This is a genomic window from Citrobacter freundii complex sp. CFNIH9, from assembly GCF_002903305.1.
GTDB classification, from domain to species: domain Bacteria; phylum Pseudomonadota; class Gammaproteobacteria; order Enterobacterales; family Enterobacteriaceae; genus Citrobacter; species Citrobacter portucalensis.
In genome coordinates, this window is record NZ_CP026242.1 from 49,522 (window position 1) to 73,820 (window position 24,299).

The following is a 24,299-nucleotide window of genomic DNA, read 5'->3' on the forward strand; positions in this document are numbered from 1 at the left end:
GACCTCAGTTACCTGTGCCACGAAGACTTTCCATGAACGCCTTCCTCTTTAATCGGCGATCATCCCATGCTGAAATGACATCAGAGCTGTTACCTACCTGGCTACGGGTGAGCTCGTAAGCTGCTTTTACCTGATTGCTAAGGTTTTCAGATAACCGAGTCAGGTCCTGCCGCCGTCCGGAAAGTGATTCACTGGGGATATTCATAGCGCTGATCTTTGCTTCAACTTGCCGAAGCATGTTAATGACAAGGCTGGTGGCCGCTATTGCACTGATATCCTGGATATAGGCATAGCCTTCAGGGACATCAAAAGTCTGAAGAGAATCAAGAATTGTTGGGATGCCGATATAAGAAATAATGCGTAATTCATCATCAGAGATCCTGACATCGCTGATTGCCTTTGTTTGAACCTGAATTAGGAGGTCTGAAATCGTATCCTTCAGTCCTTTGAAACCACCATCCATCACTTCAGACATAACCAGGCATTGCGACTTTCTCGCTGAAGCAGGATCGGGTACAGGCGAACATTTGAGCATTTTTATGGAGCCACCAGCCGGAGGACCCATGATGAAATCCGATACCGTCATCGTCGATGGACGAACTTCCATCCCCGCTTTTTCACCTTTAGCATCCCAGTTGATAATCACAGTGCCGACAAGCGACATCAGCTGCTCTGCGAGTTTGTAGCCAGATAATTCAGTCACGCCACCGATATTCATAGAACCTTTATCGATGTCCATAAATGACATATAGAAAAGGTTTCCACTGAATTTTTCAGCAAACTCTTCAGGGTCTTTTGCTTTTACCTGGGAGGTCACAGTTTCTGGCGACTTGGTCATTGATGAACCGAAATCAGGCAACAATCCATTAAGAGTACCAAGCATTGAAGCTGGGCCGGAACTGACCGCATTCGCATACTGGCTGGGTGGTCCAACATTTTCAGAAAGAAACGAGTAAGTAGCGTTGCAGGAATCTTTGGCAAATTTGTTCAACGCCTGCAATTTGTTCTGGATATCATTAATAGTCGCAGCACAGTCAGCACAGATTGCCGATACCGCGACATTAAATGCATAAATCGCGGCCCCCTGCGCGATACCGCGAGCAACCTGCACCAACTGATCTCCGTTAATCATACTGAATGAACCGAGGAAAACATCGATGCCGTTACAGCCGACGGAAGCTTTGGGGAAAGACATTGAAACTAAATTGGTATTCACGTTTGTTGTGCGGTAGGAAAAAGAGCCGCCAACCACACCGGTACGGGTGGCCGTTTCAAAACTGGCCGGGCTGGTTGTCGTCATCATTCCATTAAAAATATTACGCATGGCGTTATCGGCACCGGCATTTGGTGCAATCATCGCCGTGCAAACGGCTAACGACAAAAGTAACTTTTTTGCACAAACATGGAGGTTAGCGCGCATATGGGCCTCCTAAACTGCCACCAACATTCAAGTAGTTCACAGGGTCCGCTGTAGGCATATCGTACCCTTCCAACTTCTGGTCCATTATTCGTTGCAATAAGAACGGGTCAGATTCCATTTCTGATTTATTCACTGTAATTACGCCATCCTCACCAATGGTATATTGGCGCTTAATATCTAACGTGGATTGGAATGAGGCATCATCAATCAGGTTCATGCCCTTTGCAGCCAGAATAATAGTATTCTTGAGCGCCTCAGCAGTGATCATACCTTCGCTAATTCGTTGCGCTGATGACCCGTCTTTCGACACAAGGAAAATAGTTGGCACTTCGCGGATTTTGAATTGATCAATAATCTGCGCATTAGGGACAGAGAAATCCTGGAACAACCCATTTTGTAATGGTCTGCCATCCATGCTGACAGGGAGAATGTCGACCGAATAGTAATTCTGCATAAACTGGAGGATTTGACTTTCTTCGTGGCAGAACTCACAGGTACTCTGGAAAAAGAAAAAGAGCCCGGATCTTGTGAAAATATCTTTCATTACCGTCTGCTGGTTTTTTTCCACAACCGTACGATGTGCATCCAAGGCAACCTTCTCAACCGGCTGTCTTCGTTTTTCAGACATCATTGGATTTTTAAGAAAATAATCTTTCGACTTATCCGAAAATCGCGTACCGATATCCAACATTAAACGTTGCGCTGTATAAAACCTCGATAAGTTTTCAGGGGTCGGATTATCCATTGCCTGAGTCAAAAGCCGGGGCATATTGTCCTTTAGCCACTTTGAATTAAGATCAATCTTTTCTTCTTGTACTGGCTGGGACGAAGATGCAACAGGAGGCGTAGTCTCATTAATTTCTTCCTCAGTTTTCCGGGCTGGGTCGTCATACCAGAAAAAACCTTTCTTAAAGGCTTGTCCTGACACAAATGGGGTGTCTTTGATAAGGGTCTGGTCTTCATTTGCATGGACGCCAGTTATAAACAAAGACATCAACACTAACATCTTTGAAGGCAGTAACGTTAATCGAGTCATTCACCGATCTCCTCATGGAATAGAGGTATGATGGCATAAAAAAAATCACCGGGAGTTCGATAACGGAGTAGATTTCATGCGTTAAAAAACCAGAAATGTGACGCCGACAAAGCCCCAAAAACGACAGTTCAACACAGTGTCCCGGTAAAGACATGGTCTGTAAGAGAGAAATGGATTAATTATATGACGGTACAGTAATGCAAATTCGCGTTGTCATTCAGACAACACTATCCAGATTATGAACGATCCCCGTACTTTGCTGGTTAACGCATAAGGGAATTTATACTTAATTGAATACCTATAAGAAACGAAATTGGCAGGCGCATCATAAAATCTGGACTTTTCAAAGACCGTAATGAATCAAAGAATGGCAATTCATGTTAGTTATACTTACAGAAAATGAACGTTGGAAGGATAGAGCAGACAAAAAAATACGGATGGTAGTAATATTTAACACAGTATGTTTTAGATACGTCAGAACGGAAGCCGTCTGAAAATAAACAGCAACATGAGGAACCATGTGTAACGGTATGCAAGCCAAAGATTTAATAGATAAAGACGACGCAGTCTTTAGATTTTTGGTCTCAGCTTAAAACCACTCACATAAAGTAATAGCTAATCTAACTCCTCCTGAGAATATCTCGCTATTGCAGAGACCGTTGACGACAATCTGCACCGAGGGCAATGAGTATCATTGGTATACGGGACAATGTAAGGCCGCTTGCATTTCGCACAAGTTTCGAGTTCCTCTATTTCTTTCATTGACGTGAGGATCTCAATGATTTTATTGACCTCAGGGGCGCAGACGAAATACCCAAGGTTATGCAGCACGCTCATGATTCGGTTGAAGTCAATATTGCGGAAGCTGGATTCCGGATGAATAGGATCAAAACCGAAGTAATTTACCGCGACATCAATAACCGCAGAAAATGCTCTGCGGTTATCCGAACGACGACTCCACCCTCGAATACCTTTTTTAACGTTTTGTTGAGGTTCCGATCTGAAATCAATATTTTCTGCAACATGGCTTCCATAAAGAATTCTTATTGAGTTTTTATTCGCACCAAGTGACATCGTTTTTGTAGCGCTCAACAACATGTTAGCTTTAGTTTGATCGACTTTAGCCATTTTTATTAATCCTTCAAGAGCACTTTATTTGCCAAAGAGTTGAACACATCCTGACGGTGGCATGTAAACATAGTGTCGTAACGCAATAGTTCCATTAAGTCGTCACTAACTTTACCCAAACGAATGTCGGCAGATAATTCGTATGCCCAGGCAAACACCTTAGATTTTAATGTTGCACTATCATCCCCCAACCCCGGTGTAAAGGCAATTATTCGTGGGAATAGAACGACATCGTTAATTGCTTTGAGTGATGACACACCAACATCTTTTATTGCATCTACGGTAGCAGGCTTTAATCCAAAAAATATACTGACAAACTCAGGTGCAAGCATTGACATAAAGAAGATCTGCATAAAATAATCATTTTGTATGTCTACACACTTGGAGCGTAACTGCTGAATTTTGCTCGGATTATAACAATCTTCCTGCCCATTCAACAAAGTAACTTTTTCCCCTGCATTGTAAATGCCGAAGTCAGTATCGTCACTGTCATATTCACGGATAACGTTAGTGTCACCATCAACAACGGCCATAAAAAATTTATCCCACGAGATCTCTTTACCTAAAGAACGTGGAACGAGGAAACTTCCGGGACGTGTTTCAACTTCGAATGCATTATCAGCCATTGCCCCAAACCCGGTTCCAAATAGACGGCGTTGCAGGAGTGGAGACCCTGTTTGATACATAGAAGATCCGTGAATAGGCAATAACATTAGGAATGCACGGTAACTACGAATAATCGAAATCTCGGTACGTAATAGTTTACCGAGTAGGTTACGCGTTATGTTATCTGATTCTGACATGTGCGGATTGTCCTTGCGTCAATACAATTGTACTAATCTTCTACATGAAATTAAAGTTTGGTTTTTGAATGATGAAAAGTAACTTTTGGAATTTTAATACTGCCTATTTGAGTCTTAAAACTAACCATTCATCCATTGGCCTTACTTGTAACACTTTTTGACCAAACTAACCAGAATTTTATCAAAAAACCCTGCGCTTGCTAACGAAATTTTAATCGCTTAAAAAAATAGCAAAGCCCGAATCGTTATCGGCATTAAGCGGCAATAACATTAGCGAAAAAAGCGATTCAGGATGAATATTTTTCCGATTGATTAACATGACTACTACATAGGGTCACTTCTTGCCGAAAAGTGGTCCTATGAAGCCTCGACATAGGGTCACTTCTTTGTGAAAAGTGACCCTATGTAGCCAAGACATAGGGTCACTTTTTTTAAAAGTGGCACTATGCGCAAAAAACATAGGGTCACTTTTGTTTAAAAAGTGGCACTAGATATATGTATAACTTAGTAAGTAAAACAGCACTTTTCAGATCACGGTCTCAAAATACCCATGGCAGAAAAAGTTACTTTTCTGCCGCGCTTAAATGCGCCCATCTCAGCCGTTCCCGTGTTCATCTGGAGCTGCGCACTATCTGTATTCCTCACGCCTCCGAAGCCCCACCTCAAAATTCTCGATAAAAATCACGGAAAAAAGTCCTGTTTGTGAAAAAAAAATAAAAACCACTTCGGTATAGTGATTTCACATCAGGAGGTCACATGTCTAATTCGAAACTAATAAAGTCACTAGAATTATCACGCAGTTTGATGCGTTCACAAATCGAGGTTCTGCGGGAGGCAGCTGAAGACCTTTGCACAAATTACTGGATCGAGTGGAAAGAACGGAATCATCTGGAGATTAATTTACCCCGGCCTAACAATACGCTAAAGCGTGAGTATCTGGGTTCGTATGCGCCGAAAATTGAATTAATCGGTAATGCCAAAAAAGTTACAATCACCTGGCATAAGTTCAGCCCGTTTAAAACCAGGTCTCCCAGTCATATGTCGAAACGGATTTCTGCGATGAAAAGCGGAAAATATTCGAAAAGCTGCTTTGTTAATCATGCCTTCTGGGAATATGAAATGATCGAAAAAACGGAGGGAGTACTAGAACCCTACAGAGAATTACTTGAGTTCTATCATACTGCGTATATCGAACTGGGACGCAAAATCCGTAAATACTCAAAATCAGAGGTGGCACAATGACCGACGTAACAATTAATGAAAGCAAGCAGAAGACACCTGATGTAAATGCCCGCTCCTCTCAGACTCCTGAAGATAGCCGAAGAGCCACGCAAAGTAAAAATGAACATTACGGCATGGCAACAGTAACTATTACTCCAGGCACGCCAGACTTTAACCGATTTCTTACGGCACGGAATCGTTCCGTAATAAGAGGCTTTAATGATGTTAGCATTGCTATTTCATCATTATTCAGGACGGTTAATGCGGTAAAACACCCTGAATTGGTGCAGGCAATTCAGGACTGGTTTAATGAATTGCACGACGAAAACAATTTGATGAAGCAGAATCTGGAGGCCCACATCGCCACTATTAAGGTTGATGAAAGTGATCCATTCTTCTCATCAACTGAGTTTTCTCCGTTCAGATTTGAATCTGTCCAGTTAAACTTCAACAACCAGAACACGATGCGATTTTATAAGCACATCTTTGAAATGAACAACCTTCTGACCCAGATGTATAAATTCAACTCTCTGGGTCAGCTGCCGGTTAGCGATTACAACGTAATGGCGCACAATATTATCCGAAGTCTCAACATGTATATCGAACGGGTCAAAAAAACACTTAACGTGTCGCGCCGTGTAAAAGGTTCTTACAGTCCTGATGAGTTTATCGAAAAGGTAAAACAGTACAAAAGCGTGCAGGCATATATTGCTGCGGAACTATCTGGTAAACGCCAATAAGGATTATTTGATGAATTTCAGGGCGCTATTCCTAAGTATACAAAGAGTTTTAGGCATCTTCTCCAGTAGGGAGAATGATGTGGCTGAGTTAATGATGAAGGATGTTTCGAGTCTTTCACCATTTGCTCAGATTATAGGGGATCAGAAATACACTGTACCGGATCACCCGAATCTTGAAGTCCTGAAATTCATTGAGTACCCAACTCGGCCAGCTGGGATACAAACGTTTAATGAGCAGTCTATTCTTTCTCTTTACAGAGATAAACTGCACTCAATCTCTATGATGCTGGCAATAAGTGATGGAGACATCCGTGAGGATGCCTTTACCTTCACCAATCTGGTTTTAAAACCATTGATTGAATACATCCGTTGGATTCATTTACTTCCTGCTTCAGAAAACCACCACCATAATGGTATTGGCGGATTGTTGTCACATAGCCTGGAAGTTGCAATGATTTCTTTAAAAAATGCCAATCATTCTGAATTGCGCCCAATTGGGTATCAGGATGAAGAAGTCATTCGCCGAAAAGTATATCTCTATGCCGCTTTTATCTGTAGCCTTGTGCATGATGCCGGAAAGGTATATGACCTCGATATAGTAAGTCTGAATCTGAATGAAACTTTAACATGGGCGCCAAGCTCGCAAAGCCTGCTTGACTGGGCACGTGAAAACAATGTTGTCGAATATGAAATACATTGGCGAAAACGCATTCATAACCAACATAATATATGGTCAAGCGTTTTCCTTGAGAGAATATTAGATCCGGTCTGTATGTCATTCCTCGACCGTGTCAAAAAGGAGCGCGTCTATGCAAAAATGGTTACGGCACTGAATGTCTATAACGATGGCAATGACTTTCTGTCCAAATGTGTAAGAACCTCAGATTATTATTCAACGGGAACTGACCTTAATGTATTGAGGGACCCGATAATGGGTCTGCGGTCGAATGATGCTGCGGCAAGAGCAATAGGTACCATTAAGCATAACTTCACCAGTATTAATATTAATAACTATAAATCCAAACCCATGCACATCATTATTGTAAACGGTGAAGTTTACCTCAATGAAAACGCCTTCCTCGACTTTGTACTTAGTGATTTTGCGGCCCACAAGTTCAACTTCCCACAGGGGGATGCAGGTAAAACTGTACTAGTAGAGTCGCTGGTTCAACGGGGTTATGTTGAGCCTTACGATGATGAGCGTGTGGTTCATTATTTTATTCCCGGGACATACTCGGAAAATGAAATAGCCAGCATCTTCCGAAACGGTATCGGTAAGCTGGAATTTTATAATCTCCTGAAACTTCGCTGGATCGGGTTAATTTTTGACTCATATAAAATCCCGGATTCTGTTCCGGGCCTCTTCAGCGTTAATGCAAATAAAGATTTCATCTATATTGATGAACAGAAAACTGTAACAGAATACAGAAGGCCGGTCCCGGGTCGTGAGTCTGTTACCAGAGTAACGGACACCGTAAGCGACGCCATTGAAGATACTCCACAATACGGACTCAAACTCGTGAACGGCCCTGATGCCGACAGTGTCAACGGTAAAAGCAGTGAAAATACTGAAGCCATCACAGAAAGTGTGGAGGCGGCTGGCACGGATAAAGCAACCGATATTATTGATCCGCAGGTTACTACGCCAACAGATACAGCCGGAACAGGCGGCTTGGATGAAAAGGAACGGGTAGAGGAACATGAAGAGCAGAGTCAGATGCGTCTGGTCGAGCAGCTGCATGAAATGCTTCTGAGCGCCCCACTGCCCCACAACGCAGTCATTAATATTGATTCCGTACCTTACCTTAATCTCGATGCTGCTATTGCGTTAATCCCTGGTATTGATGAGGCGGCATTTTGTGATGGGCCCTTTTTCCAGCTGACGTACCGTGATGGATCACTGGATGGTATGTGGATAGTCCGTGACGTAAACAATCTACGCCTGATACAACTGGGGGATAACTGTGCTGGTATTCAGGTGAGTACCTCGGAACCCCGAACCACTTCTACGCTGAAGTCGCTTTTTGATACGTCAATGTACCAGCCGTTGGATATCCCTGAAAGTCCATCATTAAACGAAGCGGTTTCGCCCCCACAAACACCGCTTGATCTCCCTCCGGCGCGACTGAATACCCCCCAGGCTGTAGAGGCCAATTCGGTAGCTGAACAGATTAACGCCCACTCCGAACCGGAGACCGTCACTGCTTCTGAGTATGAGCAATATGGCCACCTGCTGGAAGAAACCCTAGATAGCGATAGTGAGGCATATTCTGACTTTATAGTCGCCGACAACTCTGTGGTTGAACCCCCCCAGCCTGAGGCGAAAAATAGCGATGTCGCCGAATTCCATGATGAAACAGACCAGGTCGTTGCGCCCGGTAAATTGAATGATCCTGAGGATACCAGAGAGCCACCAGCTCCCAATACAACCGGGAAAGAAGTAATTTTAACAAGTCCTGTGTCATCACAGGACCCTATAAAATCGGAACCCGCCGGGGAGAAAGCGAACCATCTATCTCCGGCCCTGGCTCGTCTGTTTGCGGTAAACACTCAAGCAGAGAAGAAGCATGAAAATCCGCCGGTCACGACTCCAGTGAAAGAAGCCTTTAATCGATCCAACTCTGCCACAGTTCAGGCTCCTATTGCCGTTGACCAACCTGGTGCAGAAGAAAAGGAGACACTGGAAGATTTTACCCTGCTAAGTGGCGGTGAAGTTACAGAACTTGAATACGTCGAAATTGCCACAATGCTTCACCACATTCTGACTAAGTTATCTGGGTCGTTTAAAAGAAAGCGGAAAAACCGATTCATGGTTTTGACCCAGAACACCTTTTTTCTGACCCAGTCATGTGTTGAAAAATACGGGACGCAGTTAAATGCGCCTGAGCTTTTTAACCAGCTTCCTCAATACCAGGTCACCTCCGGCGCCATAGTCAATACAAAATGTTTCGCATTCAACATGCCAACTCTGGTAGCCGCATCCGACCGGGCAAAGGTCGATATTGAGTTAATCATTAACACACTTAAAGATGTAGGGAATCTATAATGGCAAAATCAAAAAGGACCAACCTGCACGCCCAGGAAAACTTTTACAGGCCGATATTGGAGTACAGAAGTGCCTCAGTACTTTTAATTTGCGCCATAATAATGCTGTTTATGGGGTTTCGATCAGATGGGTTGAATATTGCCCCCATCATTTTGTATACCGCTGCCTTCATGCTTTTGGTTTGTTTGTACCGCTGTAAAACGGCATACCCTTATTTGATGGCGCACTGGCGCGTGTTTCAGCGCCAGATTATGTTTATTAGCCTTAAATCGCTCAGGTCGATCAACAAAAGTAACTTTTTCTCTAACGAGCGAAAGTACCGCCAGCTGGTACAAGAGTATAAAAAATCCAACCGTCAGGTACCGGACAGAAAAACCTACTTCTGTAACGGCTTTGAATGGGGTCCCGAGCATGCAGATCGCGCGTATCAAATTGCCAATCTCTCAAGCGATAAAAGAGAGATAGCCCTGCCATTTGCCCTAAACCCCATAGCGCGGCATTTTGAGGCGATGGCCAGATCCATGGGTGGCAGTAACGCCATTTTTGCTGTTGATAAACGGGCGCCAATTTTTGTTACCGAAGATAACTGGTTCGGCCATACCCTCATTACCGGAAACGTCGGTACCGGTAAAACAGTCCTTCAGCGGTTATTGAGCATCAGTATGCTGCATTTAGGCCACGTCATTGTGGTTATTGATCCAAAGAACGACGCAGATTGGCGGCAGTCACTTATGGATGAAGCGGCGGAACTTGGGTTGCCATTTTATAAGTTTCACCCTGCCCAGCCTTCTTCTTCAGTGTGTATTGATGTCTGCAACGCTTATACCAATGTTTCGGACCTCACCTCACGCCTTCTTAGTCTGGTTTCGGTTCCCGGGGAAGTTAACCCATTCGTACAATATGCCGAGGCTCTCGTTTCAACTGTGATCACCGGTCTGTCTTACACGGATAAAAAACCGTCGATATATCTCATTCATAAAAACATGAAAAGCCACATGGCAATCCTGAACCTCACCGTAAAAGTTCTGGAATGCTGTTATGCACGGCACTACGGGCCCGATGTATGGATGGAAAAGGTGAAATATTCTTCGAATGATACTCTACAAGTCCGCTTTAAGCGCCTTGTTGAATGGTTTTCTGCCCACTTCTTGAATTATGAAGGTGCCGAGCCCATTGATTGGATTGATACCGTCGGCCGGTTAGTAGATTATTCTTTGTCTGATCCTGAGCACATGTCAAAAATGACAGCGGGTATTATGCCGCTGTTCAGTCGTCTGACCGAACAACCACTGAATGAATTGCTTTCGCCGTCACCTAATTCACTCACTTCGCGTGAAATAGTCACTTCAGATGGAATATTCAGTACCGGAGGTGTTCTCTATATCTCGCTCGATGGTCTTTCCAACCCGGAATCCGCCCGGGCTATTTCGCAGTTGATAATGTCAGACCTGACGTCCTGCGCGGGTAGTCGCTATAACTCTGATGATGGTGATATGTCCTCACATTCAAGGATCAGTATTTTCGTCGACGAAGCACACTCCGCAATCAACAATTCAATGATAAACTTACTCGCTCAGGGTCGTGCCGCACAAATTGCATTGTTTATTTGCACGCAAACCATTTCCGATTTTATTGCAGCAGCAAACATTGAGACTGCAAATCGTATTACGGGTCTGTGTAACAATTACATTAGCCTGCGGGTAAACGACACCCCAACGCAAACGCTGGTTGTAGAAAACTTTGGTAAAAGTCCAATTAGTACAAATATGGTCACGTATACGACAGGATCAGAAACCACTTTGCCGCATAATAACTTCTCTGGTTCGATATCAGAAAGAAAGCAAACAACGCTGGAAGAAAGTATTCCGAAAGAGCTTTTAGGCCAGGTTCCAAAATTTCATATTGTGGCCAGACTTCAGGATGGTCGTAAAGTCGTCGGGCAGATCCCGATTGCCGTAAGTGAAAACTCGATGAGACCCAATACAACATTATTGGAGATGTTCCTGAAACCCGCCGGAAAAGTAACTTTGCGTCAGAATGTGGGTTTAGACTATTTAAATAAACATCTAAGGAAATTGCATTGATGGACGAGCAAATTACTCTGACACAAAATCAAATTTTCAGTTCATCTCTGAAAGTCAGTAAAAGCCGTTCGCTTGTTAAACGGCGTATGCAGTCATTAGGCCTGAAGTTTGCCGATTCGCAGGATGTTCGTGACCGTCTGGCAGGGATTGAAAAAGGTGCTTTGAAATCTGTGGGGCAATTTTGCCATGACAACGATGCTGAGTCTTTATCAGCGCTGGCTATTATCCTTTCCGAGCTTTTTCTGCTCCAAGGGGAACTGTCCACCAGCAATGAATACGGTGACCATGAAACAAGTTACTGGTCCGTAGCTCAGGGACCTTGTGATGAATGGGTTCAGTCTCTTCTTACGAGCGAAGACGGACAGCGAAAATTTATTGGTTTTCGCATTACATTCGACAATTCTGAAGAGCGCCGCCGCCTTGTTGATAAAAATTCAAAAATGCTGGGGAGTTATTTACTTCCCTATTTTGTCAATTTTACGAGTGCTGCATCGGCGTTTATTACGCTGCCTGACAGCGTCACGTTTAAACAAGTACAACGCAATAAGCCACTCATTCACCCTGAAACCACATTAAGTCACATTCTTACCATAGAAGACTCGGCGTTTCTCTCTCGTATCAAATTTAAACTAATCTCGGCGATTGACCGCCTGCCCGACCCGACCGGGCTATATGCCAATATGTTCAACCACATTATGGACCGGGCACTATTAACACACCTCGACCGGGAGCAAATTGATAGCCCTTGTGTGTGCAAAAAGGTCATCTCAACCTACGCAGACACCATGCTAACGCTCCCGGTATTTAATACAGGGATCACCGGGAGATACCGACACTGGACGCCCTGGGGGATTAATTTTGTTGAGTTTAGCCGTCAGGCTGCAAAGGAAAAAGCCTGTGTCTATGTTCCTGAACCCGGTCAAATTCATTGGAAAAGTCCGGAGCATAAGGAACTGGCTGAGTTCAGCCTGATCAACCACATAATCCCGCAGCAATACCACTGGTTGCTGGGTGTGCCAACAATCTGGCGAAGCCACTACCGTGACCATGGCGACCGATTAGACTTATTCAGGGAGTGGAGGGACGCAAATGGCTGCGGATAATTCTGCACGGGCAGTATTCATCAGAGGACTGCTTTTTTTAGGGATGATGCTTTATCTTATTTATAGTCTGGGCTTCCAGAATACTGACGATCTAAAGCAACAAATCACTCAGGAGGTGAACGCCAGTCGTAGCCTCATTTCTAATGACCGGTGGTTGTCGGTTATTGCAAATAGTGAAGCTACTTTGTCGACTCTGATTAATGACTATAAGCTGATCGAATATCTGAATACGATACTGATCCCGGAAACGACGAAACCTGCGCGTGGGCTGAATTACGTTGCAGAGAAGATGTCATCGGTAAACTACACTGTGGCAAAGAATCTCCCCTTGCTCATTTATCAGTCCATTTTCCGCTGGAATCTGATACTCGGCTGGCTGATTGTGTTTTCACCTTACTTAATTGCTATGCTCGCTGACGGCATGTATCAATGGAAATTAAAACGTTACGTTTTCGGTAATGTAACCGTTCAGTTTTACAGGATCTGGTTCAGAGCCTTCTGGATAATTGGTGCATTAACCTTTGTTTACCTCTCAATGCCTAATATGTCTCTTTTTAACAATATCGCTCAACTGTTCCCCCCTGTCGCATTGCTGATATTGGGAATTGCACTCAACCGCTTGTGGTCTAACTTTCAAAAACTTATGTAATAAGGTGGTCAGATGTTTAACCGTAAAAATAAGAAGTCACCTGCCAATATCAAAGAATCGCTTGATGAGAACGCTGACCGTTTTTATAAGATGTTCCGAATCCATACCACCTCAAAAGTGGTTATTTCCCTTCTGGCATTAGCAGCAGCAGGGGTTTCGGCCTTTAATATTTACGATAAGTATCAGGAATCAGAAGGACGAATGGATCATATTGCCGTCGTGCGCATATCGGGAGAAATGGGCACCGGGTCAGAGGCCGGTGACGGTTCTGTGATAGCCGCAGCACTGGCAAAAGCGTACAACAACCCGCATGCCAAAGCTGTCATTATCGAGGCGGAGTCAGGTGGTGGCGGACCTTCAGACGCGATTATTATTTATCGCCAGATTAATGCACTTCGAAGCCACCAGCAGAAGATTGAACGTATTTCACATGCGGAATCCGCAAGCAAGACCCGTAATACGGGTGATACCAGTGCTTCACGCTCGCAGGACGATATCAATGCCGAACAATCGAAACGCAATACCCTGGAGGTCCTCTCCGCCGGGAGTGGCCGTTTCATTGCCGATATGGAAACCAGCTATAAGCCTATTATCGTTAGCGTCAAAGGCATTTGTGCTTCAGCGTGCTACTACGCCGTGTCCCCTGCTGACGCCATTTATGCAGATAGCAGCGCTCTGACCGGCTCGATCGGCGTACGAATGGATCACTGGAACCTGTCCCGCGTCATGGATACGGTCGGTGTTAAAAATGAGCCGCTCACAGCAGGGGAATTTAAAGCTGCACTCGACCCTTATCATCCGCTTTCCGAGGCCACCCGGGATTTTATGCAGAAGCAAATCCTGGATTCCATGCATGAAAAATTTATTTCGGACGTTGAGCAAGGCCGGGGTTACAAACTAATTAGCCGCCCGGAGGCAAATGCTGTCGCTCTGTATTCCGGCCGGGTATGGACAACGCAGCAAGCAATCCAGTACGGTCTCATCGACGGTGACCTGACACCAGTCGAGGTCCGTTCGCGTCTGTCTCAAATGTATTCGACCACTACATTCAAAACGTACAACGAGCCGCAACGATCGCTTCGCTCCGCGCTCGGTATGTTAATGAGCCTGTCAACCAACATCGAAACGCTGGCGGGCACAACCTCCCGGTTACTTGATTCTGTTCAGGCCACCAGCTATCCGACGGTGAAATAAGATGGACGTGATCCTGATGGCGTGGCGGGTGATAGCAATAAGTATTATTGCCCTGGTACTCATTGTGCTTTATTGCTTGATGGGATTCGTATCGTCAGCCATTGCTGAACGCAGGACGGCCAAGCAAATTGAAGCGTACCTTCCTGATGATGCAGAAGGCCTTCTGAGCGATTTAACTCTGCCGGTTAGTGCCACTGGCACCACGCAGATTGATCACGTCCTTATCGCCTCTCATGGGCTCTACGTCATCGAGCAGAAGAACTATGCTGGAAAGCTCTATGGGAAGCTGGATGAAAGCCACTGGCGAAAATGGAAATCGTCAGGGACACTAAAGTTACAAAACCCGTTCAGGCAAAACTACGGTCACATCAAGGCCATTCAGTCTACATTACGCGCCAGCGAACTGGAGTGTATCAATGTTGTCATCATTAACGGGCCCTGCAAGTTTGAAGGTGAGAAGCCAGACTGGCTTTGCATGGGTATGGGTGATTTTGTTCGGAAAGTCACTGAGCGGCGCCAGTTAACTGTATTCAAGCCTGAGGCAGTAAGTTATATCCGTGGGGAGCTGAAGTTAAAGAGAAAGCCTCCTGGCCTTTATACTGATCTGGACCATATCCACAACGTTACCACCAGATACAAAACAACTATGCGATTGGAGCAGCGTATTACCTATAACCTTTTGCGCTTTCTTCGGAATCTACCGGGTAAAATATTCGGTTCGACAAAGTAAAAAAAAGCCCTGCTAATTTATGCGGGGCTTTTTTATGGATTCAACACCGGAATATTTTGCCATGCTTCCTGCATAATTTGCATGACCTCCCCAATGGGTAGCGACGGCCATAAGACTGTGTCAGTCATGATTACGCCAACCGGCTCACATTCAATGGGAACCAGAATTAAAATCACACGAGTCCCTTTAACCTGATACGCAAGATTAACTACCGCCTGTCTGTAGGTTGCCAGAACACCAGAACCGTACTCCGCTGGTTTGCTGGCCCAGTTCCGTACCAGAGCATAAGCCTGCGGCATATAACGATTATCCAGAACGCCCTGTGGCCGACGAAAAGGCACAATATCATCGGAGCGGTAGATAGTAGTGGTGGTTACGTTGGCCGTTGTCATTATTAAACTCCTCCCGTCCAACCCTATTAAATCTGAATGAATAGGGTTCAACTAACAGTTCCTAGTCGTGAAAACTGGCTAGTGTAGCTAGAATTTTTGTTCCATTTGTTGAGCTTCAAAATCTCTCGTTGCCTTCAATAATGAAGCGCCACTGTAGTACTCCGGTTCAGTAATATCATCCTCTTTATTCAACCATTGCGAGGCTGATTCATTGCCTGTCTTAACTGTACTCACATCGCTGCCTTGGTATTTGGGCAACATTACGGCATCCACTTCTTGATAAACGCCATTGCGTTTCACCAGGATTTTAACCGCTTTCGCTTTGCTGCGTTTTTCGCGCACTTTATTAACCAGATACAGCACGACAATCCAGCCTACCAGTACGTAAAGAAAAGTATTCATAATGCCCTCCTTTGTATGTGTCCATTATACCAGGTTCCGTCCCAGCCCAAATAGGTTCGGTGCATGAAAAATAGACTTTCCCGCTTGAATCTGCAAATCACCTCCGGCGTGCCTTTGCTGCCCCGAGAGATATTTTCTTTCCGGATGCGTCTGACAGATTCAGAAAAGGTACTTTTCTGCACGACGGATTTAATTTAGATTCTCTGACTTCACGCCCCACCAGCCAGAGCCCACGGCCGCAACCTTTACGAAAAAAACCGTCAAAATTACCAATGTCGATAGCTCCCCACCAGCGGACGCCTGCGAACAGCATCAATCACCACCACCCCCACATCCGCCACCAGCGTCACCACCACCCCCACATCCACCATCACCGCCTGAGGTATCGGGGGTAAAGAAGGAACCATTTCCGTCGGCAATCCCCCCTCTCTTACTATCCTGCGTATACCGACGCCCTTCGGTCTGGGAATGGCAAAGTGCCTTTTTATTACGGGCTCTCAAAAATAGACAGCAGAAAAGACATACAACCACATAGAGGGTTAAAACAATATGGAGAATCATAAGCACCAGTGAAATCCTGTGAGTCATCGTTAATTGTCTGAGTATTTATATCAAAGTCCCTCGCGCTTAATTTTTGCTAGCACGTCCCTTTTCTCTCGATCGCGAATTAAGATGGCTCAGTTCAGTTACAGACGACACACCGCAGGCATCCGCCAGGCATATCTACACGCAGGTCGGGAGGTCACGACGATTTCTTTCCGGATGCAAGATACCTTTTCAGTTCCCCGGCGCCATCTCGGCACCGGGCGAAACCATCTGCATGCGGGTCAGACTTATACCACCAGCTGTGGGCCCCGGGCAGACCCAGACTCCCTTCCCCGTTTGCCAGCACTGACAGCTGAGTCCATAAAAAGAAACCCGGAGTTACCGGGTTCTTGTGCTGATCAGCTGGCCTTCAGTCCGTGGCTTTGCAGGTGGCTATTGAGCGCATCATAGGCATCGGGTTCATAATTCCAGTTACGCCAGATCAGCTGGCGATCGTGGTCGCGATGATTACGGATGGCAATCTGGAAATGGCCTGCTGGCTGGAGGTTTTCGATAAAGACGTTCTGGTAACCGGCGGCAACGGCGCGGGCTTGAGCCAGTGATAACGGTGATTCGTTGCTGAAAAATCCGCTCATGGGCATTTCCTTCATAATGGCCAGGCCTGAGCCTGGCACTGGGTGTCAGGCCACAAGGCGTTTCGCGAGTTTAACGAAGTGATCTTGGTTGTTGTAGAGCGGCATCTGATAGGCCCGGTCTGAAATAAACATCCGGATCTGGTCAAACGTCATGCCGCAGTTAAAGCCGGTTTCGCTGACATTAGCCCGGGGAAAATCGGCGCAAAATTCGTTTAACACCTTCTCATGGACAATGCCGATATTAAGGAGTCCGGCAGGTCCGTTATCACGGAAAGACACCACCCGGAATGCACCGTACCAGCCCGACTGGCAGAAGAAGGTAAACGCCTGGTTCGCAAGTCCGTTAAACAGCTCGTAACGCAGGCTGGCACTTAGCGATTGACTGTCCAAGCAGTACACACGGTTGATGAAGACGCCTGGGTCGATATTTGCAGGGGTCTGCCCGTAAGCAATACACGGCATAGGCATTTCCGCAGTGTCTTTGTTATCACCAATTACTTTATATTGGGTGGCGATGATATCCGCCAGCATTGATCCACCAAGTGTGTTAATTGCTGCGATGTCGTTAATCTGAATATTAAGATTTTTCATATTTCACCTCGTCGTTTTTTATTATTATTCCACAATCGGTTTCGTGGCTAATAACCTGAAGTGAAATATTTAATAAATAATTCAGTACGACAGACACAAGCCGGTTGACCGTTCAAAAATGTCCTGTAAATGAATACCACAGACATCCAGATTAAAGCGGACAAGCTCTGCTTCATTATTTGAAGTAGAAAATAAATAAAAATCAAATCCACCTGTATTATCATCTTTGAAAATTCTGAAGGAATTATTATCAACAGCGTCGGCCAGTTCAACGTGAACGCCATAGCGCACTTCACCGTCGTCAAACTGTGCAATTCGGCGCACAGATTTAAGACGGACAAATTTCGCCAGCTCCAGTTCGGGCGCCTGGGAAAACGTCAGTGCCTCGAAGATGAGATCAGCCGTTTCATGTTGCTTCCTGCGGTCGAACTCAAACAAACCGCCACCGTTGTTGCGATAGACCGGCTGAAGCGCATTGACCAGGTTGAACGACTGCCGGTTCCTGTCATATCTGTACATTTAAAGGTACTCCAGACCTGCCAGCATCCACCAGCAGGACATAATGTGATTAGTGCCAGTCGGCGATCAGTTCTTCGCACTGCAAAAAGGATAAGCACTGCTGTGCCAACACGGGCAGTACGGCAATGTTGGGTAGGCGGTTGTAACACCAGGCGTTAAACAGCATCTGCCACGGACCGGCGTAGTAACCGGCCATTTTCTTTTTTTGCTTCGGAGTACGGCACGCTGAAATAGCCTGCTGATAGAGACTTTCATTTTCGGCACCTGAGCGTTGTTGCAGTGCCTTGTAAATAAAGGAATAGAGAGAGTCGGAACAATTAGATGCGTAAGCCAGACTGGTTTTCATAATACCTCCTGTTTTTTGGTATTATATAAAATTCGACCTGCTAGCTAATAACCTACACTGAATATATTTTTAAATTCCCATAAATATTAAATATGGACGAATGTGGATTTAAGCGTTGTAAATTATTAAAACCATATCTTATTCTACCATTATGTATTCCCTACAATACGCTTGCTAATTCGTAATTTTGCAGTTATTTGAATATCACCATCCTAAAAGCTGGTAGCCACCTATTTTCCCTCGGATGTAAGTTCACAATAACTCTGTTTATTGCCTGTTCAGTGGCGGTTAAGATTTATAAATGGGTGTGCCATTCGTCAAATCGGTATCCATGGGGTTTGCAGGTACTTATTAAAACGGATCATTCACCTTTTACGTTTACTGCAAACGAGCGTAAGAATTCAGTTGCAGCTCTGCGTCCGCCTGCTGTTGCAGCACGTCCATCACCCGGCTGAGCATGGTCAGCGCCTGGGAGGGGGAGCCGCCAAAAGTCACTTTAATTTCGTTGGTGGTGTGGTGCTGCTCCAGATCGAGAATATTCACTTCCACGTCTTCGCCCTTCTCATCCTTCGCCGTACACTGAATGCTGACCCGGGTCACAGGGTCCTTAACTGTCTGCAATGGTGCCTTCGTGCTGACGTTGATCGCGATATTCTTCATTACCCTGTTTCTCCTTGACCTGTGGTGGTAACCGACCCTACCGGGTGGAGGGTCGGTCAGAAAATCATGCCTGGCCCTGTTGCTGCTTTTCGGCATGCTTACGCAGGTACTGCGTGAGATTGCCGTGGGCTTCACAGATGGCATTCATCTCATCATTGGTCAGCACTAAGGTGTACGTATCGTCGCTGAGGTTCTTAGCGGCACGTTGTTCTGCTTCTTCCGCAATACGCGAAAAAAGCGGGATTGCCGTGTCCGCAATCGTCGTCACGGTCTTTTTGTTGAGTACGCTGGAGACCGATACAGTTTTAGGCTCTGGCGTTTTGATCGGATCTTTCGCCTTCGGCTCCGGGGTGTTTTCCGGAGTTGGCTCCGGGTTGGTCCCAACATTCCCGTCCACCAGCTGCGGCGGGGTGGTCTCATCCGTAGTACCTTCGACGGATGTTTGTTCCGTCACGGTGGTTTCAGGGGTGTTTGCGTTCGTTTCCTGCACGACCGGCGCTTTCGGCTGCATGGCTGCATCAATGTTGCCAGCTTTGACGAATTTAAGGGTTTTGGCCGTCGCCTTGCCATAGACGTCGATGGCTTTGGTGATATTATTCACGGCCTTATCGCCGCTGTAGAGATATTCATCCAGCGCGACATACATGCTCACTTCCCCTGTCACCAGCATAACCTGGAGGGCTTCAGGCAGGTCCAGGACGCGAACCATCTGACGCAGGTGCTGTTCTGTTTTACCGCGACGCTTGGCCAGTTCTGCGAACGTTTTAGGTTCTTCAGCATCTTCGACCATCCGTTTGATGGAGAGCGCCTCAGCCACGACAGACAGAGCCAGATTAGAGTTACCGTCCAGCGTAAACTGTTCGGCACTGGCGCGGCTACCGCGAAACTCCTCGCAGCGAATTAACGAAATCAGTTCACGCCCTTCCTCTGCCAGCTCGATGTTTGCCATAGCGGCGGCGCGGATACGACATGCCCCCTGACGCAGAACAGGACGACCATTCAGAACCTGCACGACGATAGCTGGTACGCTTAAAGGCTCAGACTTATAGGACTCTTTAAGACTGTTCAGGTGGGCTACCACGTGGGGTAAGGAGTAGTAGCTTTCTCCCATGCCAGCGGTACGGGTGTTAAAACCTTCTTCCTCTTCGACCACTGCCGGGTTGATGACCAGACCATTGCTTTTGCGTGCGCCGTTACCGGAACGCTCCAGGTAAGTGCGCAGGCTGATATCGTTGTTAGCGGTTTTTACATCATTTTCGATAGTGGACATTGTGGCCTTCCTTTTAAATTTTCGTTTAGGGTGGTTGTTCGCTACAACACAACAATACCAGGTTCGATTCATTTCCTAATAACCTGAGGCGAAAAAAAAAGTAACTTTTTTTCCCGGGGTAATAGTACGTGATCCGTCCGTTTTAATTTTTCGCTAAGGAGGCCAAATTTAACTTTAGTGTGAAATCGGGTACCAAAAAGCCGGAATTTATCGAAAAAGTTACTTTTCCGTCTGCAAGAACCCACAATAATGCAGAACCGTCAGCATGAAAGGTGTTACATGCGCTGAAGGGAAGATGAGTAAGAGGGGAACTGCGGCGTCACAAGGCATCTAAAGTTACTTTTCCAAAATATGGAATGGCAATCTATCTATCGCTATAAAAGAATAACCGGGATCACTGTCGAACATCTCAACGCGGGGCAGGTAGAATGAGGGAATTAAAATCGGGCCAGGCTAAATCTGCCCGGCCATCGGGAAAGGATACGGCGGCATGGGTCTTACACGAGATAATGCGAATGTATGGTCTTTTCCGGTTGCGACTGTTGGGTTTCTTTCTCACCTGTGGCTAACCGTCGGTATTCGGCGTCACAAAACATCCGTAAGTTGGTAAAGACTTTCTCCATAAACTCAGCGTGAGCAAACGACTCACCCGGGGATTGTGTACGTTCTTTCATACATTCCTTTTTAATCATGTCGACACCTTCGGCACAGGTTGCAGCGGGTACGTCAGCGGGTCACCGGCTGGCGCTGATAATTCGTGAATCCGGAATAGTATTCTACCCTGTTCGCATGCCACATCTGGTCGATAAGCGGGGAATTTCAATCCTATATTGAACCCAGCGACCACCGCAGGGAGAAGGGGCACATTCTCCCCCGCTCTTCTTCCGTCTGCGGGAGGTCACACTCGGCGCGGTGTCCCCGGGCAGAATCATGCTGTGACGGCTGGCGTCCATATCAAGATGTCAGCTCCTGGATTAAACCGCCTCCATCTTCTGTAAATGCAGGGGCTAATGACTGTGTGCAACTGAATTTACCGCAGCATCCGTCCTGTATAAAAAATCCTCAAAACGTTGTTTTCTATTGTATTGACAATAGAAGTTCAGAAGATCATAGTAATCCCATGGCGCGGCATCCGCACCAACGCCCCGGCGTTTCCGGGCATAAGGTAAGCATCATGACCCACGATATCGACACCCTCATTCGTCTGTCCCAGCATAAGTCCCACATCGTCGCTGTACGCCGCCTGCAACTGGCCTTTGAGCTAGAGCTGCGCGACGCAAAAATCAACTCACGTGACGTCGCTGATGCGCTGGCTACCTTGAATGCGGCTATCAGTCTGGAAGAAGAGCTGAACGGCTCTGCGTATGACGATCTGCATTTTGACCTGACCGATGGCGCGAAAGTCGACGCAGCCGAACTGGCAGCGTACCGGGCACAGAAACCGGTGGCTTCCTGCATCGTGGCCGATGGCAGCATTGTGCCAGACGGTTTCGGTGATTACTGCGAGCCGCTGGCAGATGGGGCGCATGACTTGTTTGTCCGTCCGGTCTCGGCATAAGGAGCGATCCATGAGCAAAGAGACTCTGTCACTGGCAACCCGTTACGCAGGCAACTCCTCTGTGATTTCGGAAATGCAGACAGCGCTGGACGTAATGCCGCTGGTGACGGAAGCCGTTCAGAGCGTGTGCGAACGGGTTGAATGTGAGCCCACTGAATTTCTGGACGCGATGGCGCTTGTAAAACGTTTCCTGCTGGCAAAACAAGATGAACTCCGTGCGGAAAGCGTTTCAATCCGCAAGCAGCTGGGTGAGATGGGGGAATAATGATGATTAAGGCTACTATCAGCAACGATGCGCTTCGCACCCGTATTCAGGCGCTGCGTAAAACCAGTGCAAACACCCTTGTCAGCACGACGAAATTCGACGCTGATGCGCTGGAGGAGCTCCTGCGCCTGCGTACCGCAGTGAAGCTGAGACGAGTACGCGTGGTCCAGAGTGGCACCTGCGACTGCGAGGAGCCCTGTGAATGCATGCCCGGGCTGTATGTAACCGTCGACTCCGGCGTGGGTCACGGCCAGGCGGTCTGGACTTACCGGGACGACGGAAAATCCGGTCTGGCGTACTGGTGCGAATTTATGGGACTCGCTCCATTCTGGGCCGAAGACCAGATGCATGCCGCCGAACTGCTTCGCGAGAAGCTGGCCTGGCTGGGTGAACATGTCGAGGTGGTCCCGTGGTAATGAAGCTGTATTGCCCCGAGTGCCTGGCGTACCTTGAAGGGGGGGATGGAACGCTACAGGACTGTCACTGCGGCTGGAAACAGCCGGTCAGCTCTTCCACTGAAGAGGGCGATGATCATGACGCTGACTAACGCCCAAATTTATACTCTGCGTCGGCTGAATACCGGAACCCGCTACCTGATGCAGGGCAACGGAAAGAAAGGGATGGAGCAGCGTCCAGATTGCCTCAGTACGCTGGGATATTTTCCGGTTAATGCCCCCAGTCTGCCACCCCTCTTCCGGCTGGGCCTGATTGAGTTCACTCTGAAAAGTGGGTTAGAACAGAGCTGTTTCTATCGCGTACGGCTGACCGGGCGTGGGCAGGAGTTAGCCACAACGGCGGTGATCTCGGTGGGCTGACTCAGCCCGCTGCTGCACTGCTCATTACAACTTTAACAGTCTGATTTAAAAAATAAATACAGCTATCAGGTGGAAAAAGCACCCGTTGTTTTGTATTGACAAAACAACTCTGATTCTGTATATTTAATCACACAGCGGCACTCTGGCCGCACGCCCCGGCGTTTCCGGGCATACAGGATAACCCCATGAAACCGATGCTTAAATCCGCTTTCTTCTCAGCTGTTAAATCACTCCTCACCAACGGCTTCAGACCAACCTTCTACACCGTTAACTGTGGCCGAATCGGCATTATCGCCTTTACCGATAAAAACGGTTCTAAGCAGGTTGAACAGGTCTATTCCTGTACCTCGCTTGCCGTGAAGACCATTGCTCCCCGTTTCGAAAAGTGGTTTGCTGCTGCCGTGGCGGAATTTCATGCGGCCGCAGCTGAGACTCTGGAGTCGGGCCAGCGGGTCCTGGACAAGGGTACTGTTCGTACCGTGACGGGATTTCGAAGTGCATTCATCCGCAGCGCTAACGGCACACCCCGTGCCCAGGCACGGACTGGCATAGTCATGCTTGATCATCGGCACGAAGTTATGGCCGGTGATCTTGTTCGAATGGCTGACAATCCATCAGACACCGTCGTCCATAATACAGACCAACAGCCTGACCAGACAATTCATTCTAACGTGCAGAACGTTTCCGTAAACCTCGCCACAGGACTGGCCCCTGACCCGACGGTTTCAACAGCGACATGACACGGCTGCACTCTCCCCCTGGGAGCCGCACTACGCGGCTCTGTTTGACCGAGAACACTATGACCGATAACAATGAAAAGCACGTTAACGCGATCCATATGAAGGGCAACGATAACGCGAAAAAAGATGAGGCCGACAAAGCAACGGCACTGGTCCAGATGCGTATGACCCCGGAGAAAAAATCACGCTATGTCCGTGAGGCGAAGCGTAATGGCCTGACTATCTCGGCATGGATTCAGCGTCATATGGATCAGGTATGTGATGAGTCAGACGTAAACTATCTAAAGAAAAAGGCTGGCGAGCAATAGGCGACAGTCCACCAGCAGCAGCGAAAAGTTACTTTCCCGGTTGCCTGAAAAGGACCGCATACTGCAAACACAAGGTGTGAACATCACACCCCCGCCCC

The 24,299-nt window shown here is 46.8% G+C and carries 29 protein-coding genes; 15 read left to right on the forward strand and 14 right to left on the reverse strand.

What is annotated here, in order from left to right:
* Positions 1-4 precede the first annotated feature (4 nt).
* From trhH to C2U43_RS27495, 4 genes are all read right to left on the reverse strand, one after another.
* Positions 5-1,420 carry an IncHI-type conjugal transfer protein TrhH gene (trhH, locus tag C2U43_RS27480; protein ID WP_015062998.1) on the reverse strand — a complete coding sequence of 472 codons (1,416 nt, stop codon included), beginning with the start codon at positions 1,418-1,420 and terminating at the stop codon, positions 5-7.
* Positions 1,410-2,456 carry a thioredoxin family protein gene (locus tag C2U43_RS27485; RefSeq protein WP_040113317.1) on the reverse strand — a complete coding sequence of 349 codons (1,047 nt, stop codon included), beginning with the start codon at positions 2,454-2,456 and terminating at the stop codon, positions 1,410-1,412. Before C2U43_RS27485 ends, trhH begins: the two co-directional genes overlap by 11 nt.
* Before the next feature lie 615 nt (positions 2,457-3,071).
* Positions 3,072-3,584 (reverse strand): hypothetical protein, encoded by a 513-nt coding sequence (locus C2U43_RS27490; RefSeq protein WP_015063000.1) that lies wholly within the window; start codon positions 3,582-3,584, stop codon positions 3,072-3,074.
* 5 nt (positions 3,585-3,589) lie between these two features.
* Positions 3,590-4,387 carry a hypothetical protein gene (locus C2U43_RS27495; RefSeq protein WP_015063001.1) on the reverse strand — a complete coding sequence of 266 codons (798 nt, stop codon included), beginning with the start codon at positions 4,385-4,387 and terminating at the stop codon, positions 3,590-3,592.
* Positions 4,388-5,143: 756 nt separating this feature from the next.
* Here C2U43_RS27495 and mobI point away from each other — a divergent pair.
* Genes mobI through C2U43_RS27535 form a run of 8 tightly spaced genes read left to right on the forward strand, consistent with a single transcriptional unit; the run spans position 5,144 to position 15,154 of the window.
* Positions 5,144-5,629, forward strand: a complete 486-nt coding sequence (gene mobI / locus C2U43_RS27500; RefSeq protein WP_015063002.1) for a conjugative transfer protein MobI(A/C) — start codon at positions 5,144-5,146, stop codon at positions 5,627-5,629.
* Positions 5,626-6,348 carry a hypothetical protein gene (locus tag C2U43_RS27505; RefSeq protein WP_015063003.1) on the forward strand — a complete coding sequence of 241 codons (723 nt, stop codon included), beginning with the start codon at positions 5,626-5,628 and terminating at the stop codon, positions 6,346-6,348. Before mobI ends, C2U43_RS27505 begins: the two co-directional genes overlap by 4 nt.
* A gap of 10 nt (positions 6,349-6,358) precedes the next feature.
* The gene (mobH, locus tag C2U43_RS27510; RefSeq protein ID WP_103286030.1) at positions 6,359-9,394 is read left to right on the forward strand and encodes a MobH family relaxase; all 3,036 of its coding nucleotides are present in this window, start codon (positions 6,359-6,361) and stop codon (positions 9,392-9,394) included.
* The gene (traD, locus tag C2U43_RS27515) at positions 9,394-11,478 is read left to right on the forward strand and encodes a conjugative transfer system coupling protein TraD (RefSeq protein WP_040113316.1); all 2,085 of its coding nucleotides are present in this window, start codon (positions 9,394-9,396) and stop codon (positions 11,476-11,478) included. Before mobH ends, traD begins: the two co-directional genes overlap by 1 nt.
* A complete protein-coding gene (locus C2U43_RS27520; RefSeq protein ID WP_015063006.1) occupies positions 11,478-12,581 on the forward strand; it encodes a hypothetical protein in 1,104 nt (367 codons plus the stop codon). Before traD ends, C2U43_RS27520 begins: the two co-directional genes overlap by 1 nt.
* Complete coding sequence (locus tag C2U43_RS27525) at positions 12,568-13,230, forward strand: DUF4400 domain-containing protein (RefSeq protein ID WP_015063007.1); 663 nt, start codon at positions 12,568-12,570, stop codon at positions 13,228-13,230. Before C2U43_RS27520 ends, C2U43_RS27525 begins: the two co-directional genes overlap by 14 nt.
* Before the next feature lie 12 nt (positions 13,231-13,242).
* Complete coding sequence (locus tag C2U43_RS27530; protein WP_040113315.1) at positions 13,243-14,424, forward strand: S49 family peptidase; 1,182 nt, start codon at positions 13,243-13,245, stop codon at positions 14,422-14,424.
* Position 14,425: 1 nt separating this feature from the next.
* A complete protein-coding gene (locus tag C2U43_RS27535; RefSeq protein ID WP_015063009.1) occupies positions 14,426-15,154 on the forward strand; it encodes a nuclease-related domain-containing protein in 729 nt (242 codons plus the stop codon).
* A 32-nt stretch (positions 15,155-15,186) separates the two neighbouring features.
* On the opposite strand, the gene C2U43_RS27540 is transcribed toward C2U43_RS27535, so the two are convergent.
* From C2U43_RS27540 to C2U43_RS27585, 10 genes are all read right to left on the reverse strand, one after another.
* Positions 15,187-15,546 (reverse strand): hypothetical protein, encoded by a 360-nt coding sequence (locus tag C2U43_RS27540; protein WP_015063010.1) that lies wholly within the window; start codon positions 15,544-15,546, stop codon positions 15,187-15,189.
* Between the two features lie 87 nt (positions 15,547-15,633).
* Complete coding sequence (locus tag C2U43_RS27545) at positions 15,634-15,948, reverse strand: hypothetical protein (protein WP_015063011.1); 315 nt, start codon at positions 15,946-15,948, stop codon at positions 15,634-15,636.
* Positions 15,949-16,214: 266 nt separating this feature from the next.
* Entirely contained in the window at positions 16,215-16,367 is a 153-nt protein-coding gene (locus C2U43_RS29510) for a hypothetical protein (RefSeq protein ID WP_158654571.1), read from the reverse strand.
* 525 nt (positions 16,368-16,892) lie between these two features.
* Positions 16,893-17,129 (reverse strand): DUF905 family protein, encoded by a 237-nt coding sequence (locus C2U43_RS27555; protein ID WP_032610472.1) that lies wholly within the window; start codon positions 17,127-17,129, stop codon positions 16,893-16,895.
* A gap of 45 nt (positions 17,130-17,174) precedes the next feature.
* Complete coding sequence (locus tag C2U43_RS27560; RefSeq protein WP_032610473.1) at positions 17,175-17,720, reverse strand: hypothetical protein; 546 nt, start codon at positions 17,718-17,720, stop codon at positions 17,175-17,177.
* An 81-nt stretch (positions 17,721-17,801) separates the two neighbouring features.
* Positions 17,802-18,239: a hypothetical protein gene (locus C2U43_RS27565; RefSeq protein WP_015063013.1), complete on the reverse strand. Its 438-nt coding sequence runs from the start codon at positions 18,237-18,239 to the stop codon at positions 17,802-17,804.
* Positions 18,240-18,288: 49 nt separating this feature from the next.
* Positions 18,289-18,585 carry a hypothetical protein gene (locus tag C2U43_RS27570; RefSeq protein ID WP_040113314.1) on the reverse strand — a complete coding sequence of 99 codons (297 nt, stop codon included), beginning with the start codon at positions 18,583-18,585 and terminating at the stop codon, positions 18,289-18,291.
* Positions 18,586-18,963: 378 nt separating this feature from the next.
* Positions 18,964-19,245, reverse strand: a complete 282-nt coding sequence (locus C2U43_RS27575; RefSeq protein WP_032610475.1) for a hypothetical protein — start codon at positions 19,243-19,245, stop codon at positions 18,964-18,966.
* Between the two features lie 64 nt (positions 19,246-19,309).
* Positions 19,310-20,515, reverse strand: a complete 1,206-nt coding sequence (locus C2U43_RS27580; RefSeq protein WP_032610476.1) for a DNA-binding protein — start codon at positions 20,513-20,515, stop codon at positions 19,310-19,312.
* Between the two features lie 497 nt (positions 20,516-21,012).
* Positions 21,013-21,189 (reverse strand): hypothetical protein, encoded by a 177-nt coding sequence (locus C2U43_RS27585; RefSeq protein ID WP_155034045.1) that lies wholly within the window; start codon positions 21,187-21,189, stop codon positions 21,013-21,015.
* 500 nt (positions 21,190-21,689) lie between these two features.
* On the opposite strand from C2U43_RS27585, the gene C2U43_RS27590 reads away from it, so the two are divergent.
* From C2U43_RS27590 to C2U43_RS27615, 7 genes are all read left to right on the forward strand, one after another.
* Positions 21,690-22,073: a hypothetical protein gene (locus tag C2U43_RS27590; RefSeq protein WP_050596975.1), complete on the forward strand. Its 384-nt coding sequence runs from the start codon at positions 21,690-21,692 to the stop codon at positions 22,071-22,073.
* A 10-nt stretch (positions 22,074-22,083) separates the two neighbouring features.
* Positions 22,084-22,338 carry a hypothetical protein gene (locus tag C2U43_RS27595; RefSeq protein ID WP_032610479.1) on the forward strand — a complete coding sequence of 85 codons (255 nt, stop codon included), beginning with the start codon at positions 22,084-22,086 and terminating at the stop codon, positions 22,336-22,338.
* Entirely contained in the window at positions 22,338-22,754 is a 417-nt protein-coding gene (locus tag C2U43_RS27600; protein WP_040113313.1) for a hypothetical protein, read from the forward strand. Before C2U43_RS27595 ends, C2U43_RS27600 begins: the two co-directional genes overlap by 1 nt.
* On the forward strand, positions 22,748-22,885 hold the full coding sequence (locus C2U43_RS29650; RefSeq protein ID WP_163181309.1) for a hypothetical protein: 138 nt from the start codon (positions 22,748-22,750) through the stop codon (positions 22,883-22,885). Before C2U43_RS27600 ends, C2U43_RS29650 begins: the two co-directional genes overlap by 7 nt.
* A complete protein-coding gene (locus C2U43_RS27605; protein WP_032610524.1) occupies positions 22,872-23,153 on the forward strand; it encodes a hypothetical protein in 282 nt (93 codons plus the stop codon). The genes C2U43_RS29650 and C2U43_RS27605 overlap by 14 nt, the downstream gene beginning before the upstream one ends.
* 185 nt (positions 23,154-23,338) lie before the next feature.
* The gene (locus C2U43_RS27610; protein WP_052134036.1) at positions 23,339-23,893 is read left to right on the forward strand and encodes a hypothetical protein; all 555 of its coding nucleotides are present in this window, start codon (positions 23,339-23,341) and stop codon (positions 23,891-23,893) included.
* A gap of 59 nt (positions 23,894-23,952) precedes the next feature.
* Positions 23,953-24,201: a hypothetical protein gene (locus tag C2U43_RS27615; protein ID WP_050596976.1), complete on the forward strand. Its 249-nt coding sequence runs from the start codon at positions 23,953-23,955 to the stop codon at positions 24,199-24,201.
* Positions 24,202-24,299 lie beyond the last annotated feature (98 nt).

Excerpts from the sequence above, each read along its gene's own strand:
- C2U43_RS27545 (WP_015063011.1), bottom strand. The coding sequence starts at position 15,948 with ATGAATACTTTTCTTTACGTACTGGTAGGCTGGATTGTCGTGCTGTAT.
- C2U43_RS27560 (WP_032610473.1), bottom strand. The coding sequence starts at position 17,720 with ATGAAAAATCTTAATATTCAGATTAACGACATCGCAGCAATTAACACA.
- C2U43_RS27495 (WP_015063001.1), bottom strand. The coding sequence starts at position 4,387 with ATGTCAGAATCAGATAACATAACGCGTAACCTACTCGGTAAACTATTA.
- C2U43_RS27520 (WP_015063006.1), top strand. The coding sequence starts at position 11,478 with ATGGACGAGCAAATTACTCTGACACAAAATCAAATTTTCAGTTCATCT.
- C2U43_RS27490 (WP_015063000.1), bottom strand. The coding sequence starts at position 3,584 with ATGGCTAAAGTCGATCAAACTAAAGCTAACATGTTGTTGAGCGCTACA.
- C2U43_RS27575 (WP_032610475.1), bottom strand. The coding sequence starts at position 19,245 with ATGAAGAATATCGCGATCAACGTCAGCACGAAGGCACCATTGCAGACA.
- C2U43_RS27570 (WP_040113314.1), bottom strand. The coding sequence starts at position 18,585 with ATGAAAACCAGTCTGGCTTACGCATCTAATTGTTCCGACTCTCTCTAT.
- C2U43_RS27530 (WP_040113315.1), top strand. The coding sequence starts at position 13,243 with ATGTTTAACCGTAAAAATAAGAAGTCACCTGCCAATATCAAAGAATCG.
- mobI (WP_015063002.1), top strand. The coding sequence starts at position 5,144 with ATGTCTAATTCGAAACTAATAAAGTCACTAGAATTATCACGCAGTTTG.
- mobH (WP_103286030.1), top strand. The coding sequence starts at position 6,359 with ATGAATTTCAGGGCGCTATTCCTAAGTATACAAAGAGTTTTAGGCATC.
- C2U43_RS27555 (WP_032610472.1), bottom strand. The coding sequence starts at position 17,129 with ATGAGCGGATTTTTCAGCAACGAATCACCGTTATCACTGGCTCAAGCC.
- C2U43_RS27600 (WP_040113313.1), top strand. The coding sequence starts at position 22,338 with ATGATGATTAAGGCTACTATCAGCAACGATGCGCTTCGCACCCGTATT.
- C2U43_RS27610 (WP_052134036.1), top strand. The coding sequence starts at position 23,339 with ATGAAACCGATGCTTAAATCCGCTTTCTTCTCAGCTGTTAAATCACTC.
- C2U43_RS27535 (WP_015063009.1), top strand. The coding sequence starts at position 14,426 with ATGGACGTGATCCTGATGGCGTGGCGGGTGATAGCAATAAGTATTATT.
- C2U43_RS27585 (WP_155034045.1), bottom strand. The coding sequence starts at position 21,189 with ATGAAAGAACGTACACAATCCCCGGGTGAGTCGTTTGCTCACGCTGAG.
- C2U43_RS27595 (WP_032610479.1), top strand. The coding sequence starts at position 22,084 with ATGAGCAAAGAGACTCTGTCACTGGCAACCCGTTACGCAGGCAACTCC.
- trhH (WP_015062998.1), bottom strand. The coding sequence starts at position 1,420 with ATGCGCGCTAACCTCCATGTTTGTGCAAAAAAGTTACTTTTGTCGTTA.
- C2U43_RS27615 (WP_050596976.1), top strand. The coding sequence starts at position 23,953 with ATGACCGATAACAATGAAAAGCACGTTAACGCGATCCATATGAAGGGC.
- C2U43_RS27565 (WP_015063013.1), bottom strand. The coding sequence starts at position 18,239 with ATGTACAGATATGACAGGAACCGGCAGTCGTTCAACCTGGTCAATGCG.
- C2U43_RS27505 (WP_015063003.1), top strand. The coding sequence starts at position 5,626 with ATGACCGACGTAACAATTAATGAAAGCAAGCAGAAGACACCTGATGTA.
- C2U43_RS27485 (WP_040113317.1), bottom strand. The coding sequence starts at position 2,456 with ATGACTCGATTAACGTTACTGCCTTCAAAGATGTTAGTGTTGATGTCT.
- C2U43_RS27590 (WP_050596975.1), top strand. The coding sequence starts at position 21,690 with ATGACCCACGATATCGACACCCTCATTCGTCTGTCCCAGCATAAGTCC.
- C2U43_RS27540 (WP_015063010.1), bottom strand. The coding sequence starts at position 15,546 with ATGACAACGGCCAACGTAACCACCACTACTATCTACCGCTCCGATGAT.
- C2U43_RS27525 (WP_015063007.1), top strand. The coding sequence starts at position 12,568 with ATGGCTGCGGATAATTCTGCACGGGCAGTATTCATCAGAGGACTGCTT.
- C2U43_RS27580 (WP_032610476.1), bottom strand. The coding sequence starts at position 20,515 with ATGTCCACTATCGAAAATGATGTAAAAACCGCTAACAACGATATCAGC.
- traD (WP_040113316.1), top strand. The coding sequence starts at position 9,394 with ATGGCAAAATCAAAAAGGACCAACCTGCACGCCCAGGAAAACTTTTAC.
- C2U43_RS27605 (WP_032610524.1), top strand. The coding sequence starts at position 22,872 with ATGACGCTGACTAACGCCCAAATTTATACTCTGCGTCGGCTGAATACC.